Below are 14,881 nucleotides of genomic sequence, written 5' to 3'. Positions count from 1 at the left end.
TGGCAGACCGAGATTGGCGGCTTCCGGGCTTGTCGCCGTTGTGCCCGGCTGTGTTAGGCGATGCCGTCACGGCTACTTTGGCCTGGCCCCCTACTGCACTGTGCCTTGCTAAGTCCATGCTCCGCAAGTATTGCACCACAGCCGAAGGACAGATTGAGCGTCACGGAGCGGAATATGCCCCTAAATCAAAAAGGACAGCCGGATAACCGGCTGTCCTTTTTTCCAACTCTTTTTCATAAATCTTACTTTTTCTCTTTTTTCACTTCGTCCAGAAGCGACAGATCCAGGAACTTGCTAAGATCCAGCTCTTCTTTCTTCACATTCTTGATAAAGCCGGCATCGATCGATACTTTTGCCATTTCTTCAATCGCTTCCTTGCTCACATCCGGCGTCAGATTGAGGCGGGAGAGCGCCGCTTTGATCAGTTCGTTATCGAGTCCTTTGCCGCTGAGCTTTTTAAGCTGATTGTTGATCAAATCGTACGACTTATCGGGGCTGCTTTTGATAAAGTTAATGGCATCGATATTCGCCTGAATTGCGCCTTTCGCCATATCGCGGTGGTCCTTCAGGAACTTGTCGCCGGCGACGAGGATCGTCAACGGATAGTTGCCGTTATTAGGCGGGATTTTGTCCCAGTCCACGAGAATTTGGCCGATGCCTTCCTTCTCCATCTGCGTTCCCCACGGTTCCGGGATAAGCGTAGCGTCGATTTCTTTCTGGCGCATGGCGACCAGCGTATCCGCCGGAGCACGGGCGATAATTTCCACGCCGGATTTATCCGTCGTCACTTTCAGCCCTTCCTGCTGGAGCAGCAGGCGCAGCGAAATTTCGTTCGTGCTGCCGCGCGTCGGGATGGCGACGGTTTTGCCTACAAGGTCTTTCACACTTGAAATTCCCGCGTCTTTACGGACAGCCAGTACGGCACCGCCGTTGTTGGAACCGGAAATGACTTTGAAGTTCTTGCTTTTCAGGTATTGGTTGGTGGATGGTCCGGGACCGACGAAGCCCAGGTCAATCTGATCCGTAGCGAGTGCGGTCGAAAAGTCCGAGCCGTTATCGAAAGCCGTGACTTCCACTTTAACGCCTTCGCCCCAATATTTTTCGAAATATTTATTTTCGAGCGCCACATAACCCGCGGCATGCGTAACGTTTTTGAAAATACCGACGCGGACTGTTTCCGGCTTCTTGCCGTCACCGCTCCCGCCGGAGCTTTTGGAATCTCCGCCGCCGCATGCGGTAAGCACCGTACCGACCAGCAGAATGAGCGCAAGCAGCCATGCTGTTTTTTTCATTGTGAACTCCCCTTTATCTGTTCGTCTGTTTCTTGCTTATTTGCCGCTTGAGGCTAGACCGTAGCGGAGCAGGATTTTATCCTCCAGCTTTTTGAAGCAGAGATGATCGGAAATCGTGCCGAGTACGGCGATTATAATGACGATGCAAAGCATAAGTGCGGTATCCGCAATATCGCGGCCCTGCTGGAGCAGCTGGCCCAAACCGACGCCTTTGGCGATCAGTTCCCCAGCTACGAGCGCCCGCCAGGCGAATGCCCAGGCTACGCGCACCCCGTTAATAAGATGAGGGAAGGCCGCCGGCACCATGATCTGCCAGAACATCCGCAGCCCGTTGCCCGTTCCCATAGTCTGAGCCGCTTTCAGATAGATCGGCGGGATGTTCATAATTCCCGTGCGGCTTGACATCGCCATCGTCCAGGTAGCCCCGAGCGCCGTGATGAAAATAACGGAGGTGTCCGTAAGTCCGAACCAGATGATCGCGAACGGCAGCCAGGCGATACTCGGCACCGTCTGCAGGGCAACCACGACAAATCCGAGCGTATCGTCCAGAAACCGGTAACGTGCGAAAAGAAAGCCGAGCAGTGTACCTACGACGAGGGAGATGCCGAACCCGGTAAGGAGCCGGCCGAGCGATCTGAACGTCGCTTCCAGAAGCTGTCCGTCCGTAAAACCGAGACGGAAAGCGTCCAGTGTCTGGAACAGAGACGGGAATTTCCATCCCCAATCGAAGATTCTATATCCCGCCTCCCACGCTATCAGCAGAATCACGAGAAAAATCATTCTTCTTAAGGCTGTACTCATCGCCCATCTCCTCCTTTACCACTTTCTCGAGCTCCTCGGCAAGAACGTCCATGATCGCACTCTCGACATGATGGATAACGGAGTCGGCATTGTCGCGCGGACGCGCGGCCTGCACGGCGAATTCCTTCTTGATCGTTCCCGGCCGGGTCGACATGACGACGACGCGGTCGGACAAAATGACGGCTTCACGGATGTTATGGGTAATAAACAAGATCGTTTTGCCCGTTTTCATCCAGATTTCTTCAAGTTCTTTATGCAAAATGAGGCGGGTCTGCTCATCGAGCGCAGCGAAAGGCTCATCCATGAGAAGTATTTCGGGGTCCATGGCAAGGGCGCGTGCAATCGCGGCACGCTGTTTCATGCCTCCGGACAGCTCGTGCGGATAACGGTCGGCAAATTTGCTGAGGTGGACCGTCTTGATCTGCTCCATCGCTTTCTCGTACCGTTCCTTCTTCGGAATGCCCTTCTGTTTAAGGCCGAAGGCTACATTGTCGAGCACGGTCAGCCAGGGAAAAAGCGCGTGCTCCTGGAAAACGACGACCCGGTCGGAGCCCGGTCCGGTCACTTTAGTTCCGTTCACTTCAATCGTTCCTTCATCGTAGCCTTCCAACCCGGCGACCATGTTGAGCACCGTCGACTTGCCGCAGCCCGAAGGGCCGAGCAAAGACACGAACTCGCCTTTCCTGATGGTCAGCGAAACATCGTCAATAGCGGTAAATGATCCGCTGCTGCGCTGCTTGAAGGTTTTGCGAACATGCTTGATTTGTATCATCGCTTGATCTCTCCTTCAGGCTCGGACGAAAGCAGAAGCTTCGTATGTCCCGTTCCTATTCTTATACCAACTTATTTTATCGGAATTATGTTATTTGTCAACCTTTAATTGCATAAAGTTCTCATAAAAAAAGCCCCTGTAAGGGGCTTAAAAGGCTGCTATAAAAGGAAAAAGGGAGTTGTGCAGCATACCGACTGACGCATCCAAACCGTTACCGGCCAGTCACCCAGAGTTGCGGATGCGGTATGTACGCCAGGGCTCACTCGTGCGCTTACCGCCCGCACCATCGAGACTGCGCTCGCTCGTGCGCTTGCCGCCCACGCCATCGTGACCGCGCTCGCACGTGCGCTTGCCGCCCATGCCATCGAGACTGCGCTCACTCGTGCGCTTGCTGCCCACGCCATCGAGACTGCGCTCATCCGCGGGTCCGGCGGCCCCGCCGGTCTTTGGCGGTCTCCGACTCCGCCACGACGAGCACGTCCATGCCGCGCGCCCCGCGCATGATCCGTTTCACGATGGAACCGTGAAACAGCCGCTCCCAGAGCGACTCGCGCGCCTGACCGATGATGAGCTGCGTAGCGCTCAGCTCCAAAGCCCGCGCGAGCAGCCCCTCCGCGGTGCGTCTCCGTCCCGCGGCACCCAGCACTTCGAAGCGGCCGCCGAGCCGCTCCGTCAAGGTCTGCAGCGCGGCGATCCGCGCCTCCTCTCCTTCCGCGGGCGAGCCGCAGCGGATGTAAGCGACGTGCCACCGCGCCTTCAACCGGTACGCGATGCGGAAGCCGCGGCGGATGATGCGCTCCGCGTGCCGGTTCAACTTCACGCAGACGAAGATCACTTCCTCGCGCCGCCAGGGGCCGCGCAGGGAACCGACGCGTTCCCACGCCTCCAGGCGCTCGTCCACGTCGTCGGCGATTTCGCGCAGCGCGAGTTCCCTCAGGGCAATCAGATTGACGGTTTTGAAGAAGTGGCCGAGTGCCTGGTCCACTTTCTCCATCCCGTAAATCTTGCCCTCCTTCATGCGCTGCCGCAGCGTCTGCGGCGTCACGTCGATGAGCTCCACCTCATCGGCCAGCCGCAGGATACTGTCCGGGACTGTTTCCCGGACCCGCACGCCCGTCAGCTGCTCAACGGAATCGTTCAAGCTTTCGAGGTGCTGGACGTTCACCGTAGAGATGACCGAAATGCCCGCATTGAGAATCTCCAATATGTCTTCATATCTCTTCTTATTGACACTCTGCGGCACATTCGTGTGAGCCAATTCATCCACGAGAACCAGATCCGGCATCCGCCGGATCACCGCCCCGGTGTCCATTTCCTGCAATTCGGCTCCACGGTAGGTAATGATTTTGCGCGGAATCAGCTCCAGATGGCCGACCTGGTCCGCCGTTTCTTTACGGCCGTGCAGCTCCAGAAGCCCGATGACCACGTCGATATTTTTACGCAGCAGATCGTTCCCTTCCCGCAGCATGCTGTAAGTTTTGCCGACGCCCGGCGCGGCCCCGATATAGACCTTGAAGCGTCCTCGCCGCGCTTTCCGGATTTGCCGTTCCATCTCCTGGGGACTGGGGCGCCGGTAGAGCTCGACCGGCTTCCGGGCATCGCTCTTTCGTTTTACCGGAAGGATCCGCTCTCCGTCCCTTTCCGCCCGGTCGGCCACCACGAACAGATCGATCCCTTGCAGACGGCTCACCGCATCGTTAAGCACCGAACCCTGCCAGAATTCCTGCCAGCGGCTGTGCTTGGAATGGCCCAGCACGATCCGGGTCACTTTGCGGTCAATCGCGTAACGTATGAGCGCCTGTGTAAGCTTCCGCCTTCCCGGGAAGGGAAGCTCCTCGAAACTGCCGCCTACTTTCTCGACCAGCTTGATAATCGAACGGCGGAACGTAGCCGCATCCTTGGATAAAGTTTTCCCCGGCCGTGCAAATGAGACGACGAACAGATCGCCGCTCAGCCGGTCCGCTATCTGCTGGCCCCGCCGGACATAGATAGACCCGTTCCAATGGTACTGGGCGGAAACCAAAATCCGCTCATCCGCACCCGAAGGACCGGTCATCCCCATTTCTCCCCGGTGCTTCTCCAGGGATTCGTTAACTCCTTCCGCCACGAGCCGAAGCGCCAGCTCGCGCAGCACGCCGATATTTCCCCGTTTCAGCACCTTACGCTCGTGCCACTGGCAGCCCCTCATCCCACCTTCCTCAAGGCGGTTAAGGATCGTTTCAGGGGTGGCATCGATAAGCCTCACTTCATCTGCCAACTCCAGGGTATCCGCCGGTACCGTATGCTCAACGACGATACCCGTCATTTTACGGGCAAGTTCCCGCACTCCCTCCAGCTCGTATACGTTGACGGTTGCCAGCACGCTGATGCCTCTGTTCAGCAAAAATTTGATATCCTCCAGCCTTGTCGGGTAAAGCGCTCCCGGCCGGTTGCGATGAGCCAGGCCGTCGGTCAGCACCACTTCCGGATTGCGGGCAGCAAGATCGTCGAGCGGCAAATCCTGCTGCCTCACTCCTTCCTCGATCCACTCGATGCTTTCAACCCGTTCCAGTCCATCGGCCTGCTCCAGCGTTTCGGGCCGTCCTTCCATAGAAACCGCACACAGCACCACATCGATTCCCTGTTCGCGAAGTGTCTGTCCTTCCCGCAGCATGTGGTACGTCTTCCCCGATCCGCTGACGGCACCGATATAGACTTTCAGCCGGCCCCGTCGGATTTCCGAAATGGACAGCAAAATTTCTTCGGGTGTTCTTCTCCGGAAATTATCCATCCTCCGGCTCCTTTCCGGTTCCTGATCCCCGTATTCTAAAAGTTGTCCCACATCATCAAACGGCGATTTTATACCTCACACTATTCTCTCACGAAATTCCCGCTGCTTTGTTAGCATCATGCAAGCATTCAATGTTACGAAAACAAGGGGCCGTACGCCCGGACTGAAGAGGAGCTATATATAATAGTAGAAACACATTTTCCCCAAGTGTAAAGACGGTTTGTTCCGGTTCATAAACCTGCAAAACGCATACCCTCCTGGCCGGATCGGGCATGCGTTAAGTAGTACGCAGATTTCCGGAGCTTCGCCGGTCAAAGGGAAATCTTCGCTAGGTAGAAAACTGACGTCCATCAGCAACCGGGACCCATATTTTACCGATATGCGGGTTTCAGGCTTTCCCGCCCGTATATCCGTCTTGTAGTCTCCAATTACGGTTCACAGTTCACGGTCTTCGGTTTACGGTCACGGTCTACGGTCTTCGTTCTACGGTCTTCGTTCTACGGTCTTCGTTCTACGGTCTTCGTTCTACGGTCTTCGTTCTACGGTCTTCGTTCTACGGTCTTCGTTCTACGGTCTTCGTTCTACGGTCTTCGCAATATCGGCTGCCCGTTTCCGGTTAATTCCCGGCTATCTTTTTCAAATCCAGATTTAATTCCAGCACATTCACGCGAGGCTCTCCGAACACGCCAAGGTCCCGACCGTCCGTATGTTTTTTCACCAATTCCTGAAGCTGGGCGGTCGATACTCCCGTCACTTTGGCAATGCGGGGAATCTGGACTCCGGCCGATTCCGGCGTAATATGAGGGTCGAGACCGGAAGCGGAGTTCGTGAGCAAGGAAATCGGCACCTGATTGACGGGCACGTCCGGATTCTCCTTTTTCCATGTATCGATGGACTCCTGCGTACGTTTTACCAGTTCCGGGTTGGAAGGTGCATAGTTGTTGGAGCCCGAAGCCTCCGCTTTATACTCGATGGAGGAAACGCGGCCGTGGAAATACTTCGGATCTGTAAACAGCTGCCCGATCAGCTCCGAGCCGACGATCTCCCCCTGGTCGTTCTTGATAACACTGCCGTTAGCCTGTTTGGGGAAAATAATCTGTGCCAAGCCTGTCGACACAAGGGGGTATATCATTCCGCATAGAACGATTAACAATAGGCTGATGCGGACAGCGATGGACAAGGCGGACCCGTTCCACCCGCCGTTTTCTTTAGGTACCGAAGCGCCTGGATTCATCCTTTTTCAATCCTCTCTCTTATACCGGGAGAAGCCTCGTAAGACATTCCCGGCATATGGTTGTTCTTTGTTACAGGGCACTTTCATGCCATTTTCTTTCACGCGTATGTGCTTCCGCTGCCACAGAATAGAATTCTAGATCCAGACATGAACGACCAGATCAATGATCTTGATTCCGATAAAAGGAACGACGACCCCGCCCAGCCCGTAAACAAAAAGGTTGCGGCTGAGCAGCTTTGTCGAGCTCATCGGGCGGTACTTGACCCCCTTCATCGCAAGAGGAATGAGCAGCGGAATGATCACCGCGTTGAAGATAAGAGCGGACAGCACCGCCGACAGGGGCGATCCCAGCTTCATGACGTTGAGAGCTTCCATCTGCGGAATCGCCAGCATAAACATCGCCGGGATGATCGCGAAGTATTTGGCGATGTCGTTCGCGATCGAGAAGGTGGTAAGCGCCCCTCGTGTCATCAGCAGTTGCTTGCCGATGCCGACCACTTCAATGATCTTGGACGGGTCGGAGTCCAGATCGACCATGTTGGCCGCCTCTTTGGCGGCGATGGTGCCGCTGTTCATCGCCAGGCCCACGTCGGCCTGGGCAAGCGCCGGGGCGTCGTTCGTGCCGTCGCCGGTCATCGCGACAAGCTTGCCCTCCGCCTGTTCCTTGCGGATCACGGCGATTTTATCCTCCGGCTTGCTCTCGGCGATAAAGCCGTCCACGCCGGCTTCTTTGGCGATGGTAGCCGCCGTGAGCGGGTTGTCGCCGGTGCACATGATCGTTTTGATCCCCATTTGGCGCAAGGTATCGAAACGCTCCTTCATGCCGGGCTTCACGGTATCCTTCAAGTAAATCAGGCCGTACACCCTACCGTCCACGGCTACGGCGAGCGGAGTCCCGCCTTCTGTCGCGATCGCGTCCCCATTGGCCTTAAGATCGGCGGGAACGGTTCCGCCCTGCTCCTGCACCCAGCGTACGACGGCGTCTACCGCGCCCTTGCGCACTTTTCTCCCGTCTTTCAAATCGATGCCGCTCATCCGGGTTTCCGCTTTAAAATCGATAAACTCCCCGCCTTCCGCGAGAGCCGGCTCGTAAACCAGGTTCTGCTTCTTCATCAATTCCAGCACGGAGCGTCCTTCCGGCGTTTCGTCTTTCACCGAGCCGACGGCCGCCCAGGCAGCCGCTTCGCCTGTAGAGGCGCCGCCTACCGGGATAAATTCGCTGGCCATCCGGTTTCCGAACGTGATGGTTCCCGTTTTGTCCAGAATGATCGTATTGATATCTCCGGCTGCTTCGACCGCTTTACCCGACATCGCCAGGACGTTGAACCGGGTGACCCGGTCCATACCCGCGATCCCGATCGCGGACAGCAGAGCGCCGATCGTCGTCGGAATGAGACAGACGAGCAGGGCGATCAGTACGGCCGTATCCAGCTCGACGTTTACGAACCCCGCGATGGGCTTCAGCGTAACGACCACGATCAGAAAAATAAGCGTCAGCGTAATAAGCAGCGTGTTCAGCGCGATTTCGTTCGGCGTCTTCTGGCGGGATGCTCCCTCGACGAGGGAAATCATCCGGTCGATGAAAGATTCGCCGGGATCGCTTGTGATCCGTACCCGGATCGCGTCGCTCACGACCCGCGTGCCGCCGGTAACGGAGCTGAAATCGCCGCCCGCTTCTTTAATGACCGGCGCGGATTCACCCGTGATCGCCGATTCGTCCACAGAGGCCAGCCCTTCTATCACTTCCCCGTCACCGGGGATCATTTCTCCCTGGGCGACGGTAACGATATCGCCCTTGCGGAGTTCCGTGGACGGAACGACTTTGATGCCGCTGCCGACCACCTTGTTGGCTTGTATTTCCTGCTTGGATTTCTTTAGCGAGTCCGCCTGGGCCTTCCCCCTGCCTTCCGCCAGCGCCTCGGCAAAGTTGGCGAACAGCACCGTGAAGAGCAGAATCAGAAACACGGTCAAGTTAAAACCGATCCGGTCCTGCGTTCCGAAATAGCCCGGCAGCACCGTCATCAGAAGAACCATGAAGGTTCCGATTTCTACCACGAACATCACGGGATTTTTCATCATCGTAACCGGATTTAATTTAAGAAAGCTTTGCGCGGCCGCCTGTTTGACGATGTCACCGCTCAGCATCGATTTTCGTTTCGCTTGAGAAGCATTTGAGCTCATCCGTTTTCACCCCATCGTTATTAACGCAATGTCAAATATTCGGCCACCGGTCCGAGCGCAATTACGGGCAGGAAGGTAAGCGCCCCAATGATGACGACCGTTCCTACCACGATCCCGGTAAACAAGGCATTGTCCGTACGGAACGTACCGATTGTTTCCGGAACCCACTGCTTGCGGCCCAGTGATCCGGCCACACCAAGAAGGGCGATGATCGACACATAACGGCCGAGCAGCATCACAATACCCGTAGAAACGTTCCAGAACGGCGTATTGTCCGCAAGGCCCTCGAAACCGGAGCCGTTATTGGCCGCCGACGACGTAAACTCATACAGCACCTGGGAGATTCCGTGGAACCCCGGGTTGGTGACCGCTCCTTTGCCAAGCTCCGTCATAAAGGCGAGCGCCGTAGGAGCCAGAATAATAAGCGGATGCGCCAGAATCGCGACGGCGATCAGTTTCATCTCGCGGGACTCGATTTTGCGTCCCAGAAATTCCGGCGTCCGGCCGACCATCAGGCCCGCCAGAAAAACGGCCAAAATGGCGTACATGAGCATATTGACCAGCCCGACTCCATCCCCGCCGAATACACAGTTCAGCATCATTTGGGCGAGCGGAACCATTCCGCCCAGCGGCGTGAGCGTGTCGTGCATGTTATTGACGGAACCTGTCGTAGCCGCCGTCGTTACCGTAGTAAACAGCGCGGACTGGGCAATGCCGAACCGCACCTCTTTGCCTTCCATACTGCCGATGGACGAATCCGCGCCAAGGGCATTTAAGGCGGGATTGCCGGCCTTTTCCGAGAAGAAGGCGACCGACAGGAAAACCAGGAACAACGTCATCATGGCCGTGAAAATAACCCAGCCCTGTTTCCGGTTCTTCGCAAACCGCCCGAAGGTATAGGTCAACGAGGCCGGAATACACCACATGGACAGCATCTCGATCACGTTAGTCAGCGGAGACGGATTTTCAAACGGATGGGAAGAGTTTACCCCGAAGAAGCCGCCTCCGTTCGTACCCAAATGCTTGATGGACACAAGCGACGCCACCGGTCCGATGGCGATTTGCTGCTCCCCGCCTTCAAGCGGCTTTGCGGCCAGCGACGGGTCCAGCGTTTGCGGCACTTTCAGGCCGACAAGCAGCAGCGTAACCACGATGGCCAGCGGCAGCAGCAGGCGCGTGTGGCCTTTTACAAAATCGGTAAAAAAGTTGCCGATGGTGTTTCCTTTGGACGTCAGTCCGCGTATAAACGCGATCGCGACCACGATTCCAGTTACGGCGGACGTGAACATCATCATCATGATGACCGCCATTTGCGAGAAATAGGACAGACCCGTTTCCCCGCTGTAGTGCTGCAGGTTCGTGTTGGTCATAAAGCTGATGATCGTATTGAAAGACAAAGTCGCTTCCATATCGTCGATCCCGTTCGGGTTAAAAGGAAGAGCGCGCTGCAGGCGCAGGATCAAATACCCGGCCGCCACAAGCACGATGTTGGTCAGCACGAGGCTGCCCGCATATTTTTTCCACGTCATGCCGTGCTCGCTGCGGATGCCCGCAAGCTTGTAAATGGGTTTCTCCAGCCAGCCGAACCATTTGTCCGTCCGGTTTTTTTCATTCGAGAAAACGTGATAAATATAAGTGCCAAGCGGCTTCACCAGCAGGCAAAGCACCGCGATTACGATTAAAATTTGCAGTATCTCCATGGATTCCGATCCTCCTCAAACAACTCCGTGCAGGGTTCTCCGGCAGCCCGCAGGCGCCTCAAAATTTTTCGGGATGAACAAGCGCGTATATCAGATACAGGAAAAGTCCTGCCGTAAAAAGCGCGATAATCATCATGAACGGCCGCCTTCCGGGCCATCCGCAACATGGTCACACCAGAGCAGAAATCCGTAAAAGATGAAATAAATGACTGCCAGCAGCAAAATCATATAAAGATCCGTCATGCGCGCCGGCTCCTTTCCTTCCTATTTATAGGGTTATTCTTTATCGTTCGCACAAATTGTTCCGCATGTTCAGCGCAAAACTTCCTCGGGCACCTGGCCCGGTGCCGCTCCAAGCAGGAAAGAGACCTGACGGGTATTCGTATGCACCACATGGTCGGCGCCGAGCGCTTTATAAATCAACCGCGGTGTGGCATTCGTTTTCACCACGTAAATCGTTCCGGTTGTCCAGCTGCGGACCATCTGAAGATACCGGCAGCAAAGCGGCAGGCTGTCTTCGAAAAGATACACGTCACCGATCGGAAGCTCCGGAACTTCCCAGGCTTCGTGGCGTACGGTATCCACCTCCACGAGATGCCGGACTCCCAGCTTCTTCATCCGCTGTCCTTCCACGGGGTTATTAACAAGCGCCGCGAAAGGTTTGCGGTAAATATTCAGCAGTTTAATAAAGTTCTCGCCGGTGACATTCGGTGCGGAAACCAACGTATAGGTTTGGATCTTTCTCTCGTCCACTTTTTATCCCTCTTTCGTGTTTTGGGCAGCAAAAAAAGAAGCCTGCGGGAAGAGGAACTCTTCACGCGGCTTCTTGACGGTCACAGCCTAAAAAAGACTATGGCCGAAGCGCGATAGCAGTCGCCTCTCTCGGTACGCTTACGAGGTTAGCTGTCGGATTCGGGCGTGAGAGTCGCCCTACCATAACGGCACGGATGCCGCTTCTGGATTCACCCCATGAGGACCGGCTTTCAAGCCTGCAAGTCCTCGTTGGTTCCCCCGTTTTCCGCTTCACACGGAAACTCAGCGATAAAAACGCATGTTCATTTTTTTGGCACATTTTTCATTTTCGGATGTTTTTGCACATAACAAAACCACAGCGAAACGAAGTCCCTGTGGTCGATGCCGATCACAAGCTTCTTCAACCCCTCCCGAACTCATGCGCTTACGAGGTTAGCTGTCGGATTCGGGCGGTGAGAGTCGCCCTACCTGATTGCCGGATCCATGGGTTCCGGCGCTTCAGGATTCACCCCTGCAGACAAGGCTCCGGCTCTCACACCGGATCAATGCTGCGATGGTTCCCCCGCTTCCCCGGATGGGGAAATTCAGCGAAAGCAAGAAACTGTTTTTTTCAATTGATGGAATGAATGTTACACCTCCGTACGTGCTTTGTAAAGATAGGGAGAGATTGGTTTTAAACCGATTTAAGCCAAAGAAAACCCCTAATGCGCTTACATTTCTTCTTTTTACGCGCTAGCTTGTTTATGCGTCGAAAATCTCACGTTTTTGAAAACGGTTTGGTCACCCGGACTCTTCTCATCCAGGAAAAACCTGCTATACTACTTGTAAACGTTACCATAATAACCAGTAAGGAGGCGTATTTATGAAAAACGGATGGAAATCAATCTTGCTCTGGGGGGTGATTTCCATTGTCGGCGCGTTCGCTTTCGGGCTTGTCGCACTTAACCGCGGGGAGACGATCAATGCCGCCTGGCTCGTCATTGCGGCCGTGAGCTGTTATGCGGTCGCCTACCGGTTCTACAGCCGGTTTCTCGCCCGCAAAGTATTCGTGCTCGATGACAACCGGAAAACACCCGCAGAGCTGAACAACGACGGCAAAGATTATGTGCCGACGAACAAATGGGTGCTGTTCGGGCACCATTTCGCGGCTATTGCCGGCGCGGGTCCTCTCGTAGGTCCCGTACTTGCCGCCCAGATGGGCTATCTGCCCGGAACGCTGTGGATCATTCTCGGCGTTATTCTGGGCGGCGCCGTCCAGGATTTCGTCATTCTTTTCGCTTCGACACGCAGAAACGGTAAATCGCTCGGCGATATGATCAAGGACGAAATCGGCAAGGTGACGGGCACGATCGCCATGCTGGGCATTCTCGGCATTATGATCATTCTTCTCGCCGTGCTGGGGCTCGTCGTCGTCAAAGCGCTGATCGGCAGCCCGTGGGGCATGTTCACGATTGCCGCCACCATACCGATCGCACTACTGATGGGCGTGTATATGCGCTACATACGGCCAGGCCGTGTCGGGGAAGCTTCCCTTATCGGCGTGGTTCTGCTGATTCTGTCCCTCATCGGAGGCAAGTTCGTCGCCGAGAGCGCATCGCTGGCGCCGCTCTTCTCGTTCAGCGGCGAAACCATCGCTCTGATGATGATCGCCTACGGCTTCTTCGCTTCCGTCATGCCGGTCTGGCTGCTTCTCGCTCCCCGCGACTATCTCAGCACGTTCCTGAAAGTCGGAACGATCATCGGACTCGCGCTCGGCATCATTTTCGTCCTGCCGGATCTGTCCATGCCGGCCACGACCCGGTTTATCGACGGAACCGGCCCCGTCTTCGCCGGGAACTTGTTCCCGTTCCTGTTTATTACCATCGCCTGCGGCTCCGTGTCGGGCTTCCACGCGCTGATTTCGTCCGGCACGACGCCCAAAATGCTGGAACGCGAATCCCACGCGCGTCCGATCGGCTACGGTGCGATGCTGGTCGAATCGTTCGTCGCCATCATGGCGCTGATCGCCGCCTGCATCATCACGCCCGGCACTTACTTCGCGATTAACTCGTCCGCGGCGGCGCTGGGCGGTACCGATGTGGCGACCGCCGCGGCGACCATCACGAACTGGGGCTTCACCATTACGCCGGAGCAGCTGACCACGCTGTCCAAGGATATCGGCGAGAGTACCATCCTCTCGCGGACGGGCGGCGCGCCTACCTTCGCCATCGGCATGGCGCAGATCTTGTCCGGCGTGATCGGCGGCAAAACGATGATGGCGTTCTGGTATCATTTCGCCATCCTGTTCGAAGCCTTGTTCATCCTGACGACGATCGACGCGGGCACCCGGGTGGGCCGTTTCCTTATCCAGGATCTGCTGGGTTATGCCAGCAAGTCGCTGGGGGATACCCGGTCCACGGTCGGCAACCTTATCGCTACGGCTCTCTGTGTGGCGGGCTGGGGTTATTTCCTCTATCAAGGCGTTGTGGACCCGCTGGGGGGCATCAACTCCTTGTGGGCGCTCTTCGGCATCGCCAACCAGATGCTGGCGGGTATCGCGCTCGTGCTGGGGACGACCATTTTGTTCAAAATGGGCAAAAAGGCGTACGCCTGGGTCACGCTACTGCCCACAACGTGGCTGCTTATCGTGACCATGTCCGCCGGCTGGCAGAAGCTGTTCCACGAGAAAGCGAACATCGGCTTTCTTTCTCACGCCAAGCAGTTCCAGAGCGCGCTGGACAGCGGCAAAATCGTCGCTCCGGCCAAAACGGCCGCCCAGATGAAGCAGATCGTGATGAACGATTATATCGATGCGGCCTTGTGCGGGTTTTTCATGGTCGTGGTGCTCATCGTGTTTATCTCGGCCATCCGTGTCTGGCTGAAGGCGATTTCAAACAAACCGCTGGATCTTTACGAAGCTCCGTATATCCCGCGCGGCGGGCAGGGCCGAAGCGAGGCGACCAAGTATGTTTAAGCGCCTAAAACTCATCTGGAGCTACCGCAGCCAGTTTATCCATCTGATGGTGGGCGTCCCCCACTACGAGACCTATGTGGCCCATATGAAAGAGGCCCACAAGGACCAGCCTGTGCTGAGCCGTGCGGAGTTTTTCCGGCAGGCCCAGGACAACCGCTACGACGCCAAGGACGGGAAAATCTCCCGCTGCTGCTAGACGCTCACGGCAGCACGCCACGGCAGCACGCCACGGCAGCACGCCACGGCAGCACGCCACGGCAGCACGCCACGGCAGCACGCCACGGCAGCACGCCACGGCAGCACGCCACGGCAGCACGCCACGGCAGCACGCCACGGCAGCACGCCACGGCAGCACGCCACGGCAGCACGCCACGGCAGCACGCCACGGCAGCACGCCACGGCAGCACGCCACGGCAGCACGCCAC

11 protein-coding genes and 2 riboswitches are annotated in these 14,881 nt (G+C 56.4%); of the genes, 2 read left to right on the top strand and 9 right to left on the bottom strand.

Annotation, left to right across the window (positions count from 1 at the left end; all coding sequences use genetic code 11):
- Window positions 1-242: 242 nt before the first annotated feature.
- The 9 genes from ABC395_RS02430 to ABC395_RS02390 form a co-directional block, all read right to left on the bottom strand.
- The gene (locus ABC395_RS02430; protein ID WP_103997408.1) at window positions 243-1,292 is read right to left on the bottom strand and encodes an ABC transporter substrate-binding protein; all 1,050 of its coding nucleotides are present in this window, start codon (window positions 1,290-1,292) and stop codon (window positions 243-245) included.
- 36 nt (window positions 1,293-1,328) lie between these two features.
- Window positions 1,329-2,093 (bottom strand): ABC transporter permease, encoded by a 765-nt coding sequence (locus tag ABC395_RS02425; protein WP_413000449.1) that lies wholly within the window; start codon window positions 2,091-2,093, stop codon window positions 1,329-1,331.
- A complete protein-coding gene (locus tag ABC395_RS02420; RefSeq protein ID WP_009674680.1) occupies window positions 2,026-2,865 on the bottom strand; it encodes an ABC transporter ATP-binding protein in 840 nt (279 codons plus the stop codon). Before ABC395_RS02420 ends, ABC395_RS02425 begins: the two co-directional genes overlap by 68 nt.
- Window positions 2,866-3,280: 415 nt before the next feature.
- Window positions 3,281-5,635, bottom strand: a complete 2,355-nt coding sequence (locus ABC395_RS02415; RefSeq protein WP_413000446.1) for a histidine kinase — start codon at window positions 5,633-5,635, stop codon at window positions 3,281-3,283.
- A gap of 616 nt (window positions 5,636-6,251) precedes the next feature.
- Complete coding sequence (gene kdpC / locus ABC395_RS02410) at window positions 6,252-6,869, bottom strand: potassium-transporting ATPase subunit KdpC (RefSeq protein WP_413000444.1); 618 nt, start codon at window positions 6,867-6,869, stop codon at window positions 6,252-6,254.
- A 135-nt stretch (window positions 6,870-7,004) separates the two neighbouring features.
- Window positions 7,005-9,050: a potassium-transporting ATPase subunit KdpB gene (kdpB, locus tag ABC395_RS02405; RefSeq protein WP_413000443.1), complete on the bottom strand. Its 2,046-nt coding sequence runs from the start codon at window positions 9,048-9,050 to the stop codon at window positions 7,005-7,007.
- Between the two features lie 20 nt (window positions 9,051-9,070).
- The gene (kdpA, locus tag ABC395_RS02400; protein WP_413000442.1) at window positions 9,071-10,750 is read right to left on the bottom strand and encodes a potassium-transporting ATPase subunit KdpA; all 1,680 of its coding nucleotides are present in this window, start codon (window positions 10,748-10,750) and stop codon (window positions 9,071-9,073) included.
- A 58-nt stretch (window positions 10,751-10,808) separates the two neighbouring features.
- The gene (gene kdpF, locus ABC395_RS02395; RefSeq protein ID WP_413006673.1) at window positions 10,809-10,883 is read right to left on the bottom strand and encodes a K(+)-transporting ATPase subunit F; all 75 of its coding nucleotides are present in this window, start codon (window positions 10,881-10,883) and stop codon (window positions 10,809-10,811) included.
- Window positions 10,884-11,062: 179 nt separating this feature from the next.
- A complete protein-coding gene (locus ABC395_RS02390; protein WP_413000440.1) occupies window positions 11,063-11,503 on the bottom strand; it encodes a hypothetical protein in 441 nt (146 codons plus the stop codon).
- Window positions 11,504-11,622: 119 nt separating this feature from the next.
- A riboswitch (cyclic di-AMP (ydaO/yuaA leader) is annotated at window positions 11,623-11,801 on the bottom strand.
- A gap of 108 nt (window positions 11,802-11,909) precedes the next feature.
- Window positions 11,910-12,103: riboswitch (cyclic di-AMP (ydaO/yuaA leader) on the bottom strand.
- A 262-nt stretch (window positions 12,104-12,365) separates the two neighbouring features.
- Here ABC395_RS02390 and ABC395_RS02385 point away from each other — a divergent pair.
- Entirely contained in the window at window positions 12,366-14,456 is a 2,091-nt protein-coding gene (locus ABC395_RS02385) for a carbon starvation CstA family protein (protein WP_413000438.1), read from the top strand.
- Complete coding sequence (locus ABC395_RS02380) at window positions 14,449-14,652, top strand: YbdD/YjiX family protein (protein ID WP_413000436.1); 204 nt, start codon at window positions 14,449-14,451, stop codon at window positions 14,650-14,652. Before ABC395_RS02385 ends, ABC395_RS02380 begins: the two co-directional genes overlap by 8 nt.
- The last annotated feature ends 229 nt before the right edge of the window (window positions 14,653-14,881 follow it).

The sequence above is a fragment of the Paenibacillus canaveralius genome, assembly GCF_047238265.1.
Taxonomy (GTDB): Bacteria; Bacillota; Bacilli; order Paenibacillales; family NBRC-103111; genus Paenibacillus_F.
The sequence above is the reverse complement of the archived record's forward strand: the minus strand, read 5'-3'. Positions and strand labels throughout refer to the sequence as shown.

Coding starts and splice junctions, on each gene's coding strand:
- ABC395_RS02430 (WP_103997408.1), bottom strand. CDS start 1,292: ATGAAAAAAACAGCATGGCTGCTTGCGCTCATTCTGCTGGTCGGTACG.
- ABC395_RS02425 (WP_413000449.1), bottom strand. CDS start 2,093: ATGAGTACAGCCTTAAGAAGAATGATTTTTCTCGTGATTCTGCTGATA.
- ABC395_RS02420 (WP_009674680.1), bottom strand. CDS start 2,865: ATGATACAAATCAAGCATGTTCGCAAAACCTTCAAGCAGCGCAGCAGC.
- ABC395_RS02415 (WP_413000446.1), bottom strand. CDS start 5,635: ATGGATAATTTCCGGAGAAGAACACCCGAAGAAATTTTGCTGTCCATT.
- kdpC (WP_413000444.1), bottom strand. CDS start 6,869: ATGAATCCAGGCGCTTCGGTACCTAAAGAAAACGGCGGGTGGAACGGG.
- kdpB (WP_413000443.1), bottom strand. CDS start 9,050: ATGAGCTCAAATGCTTCTCAAGCGAAACGAAAATCGATGCTGAGCGGT.
- kdpA (WP_413000442.1), bottom strand. CDS start 10,750: ATGGAGATACTGCAAATTTTAATCGTAATCGCGGTGCTTTGCCTGCTG.
- ABC395_RS02385 (WP_413000438.1), top strand. CDS start 12,366: ATGAAAAACGGATGGAAATCAATCTTGCTCTGGGGGGTGATTTCCATT.
- ABC395_RS02380 (WP_413000436.1), top strand. CDS start 14,449: ATGTTTAAGCGCCTAAAACTCATCTGGAGCTACCGCAGCCAGTTTATC.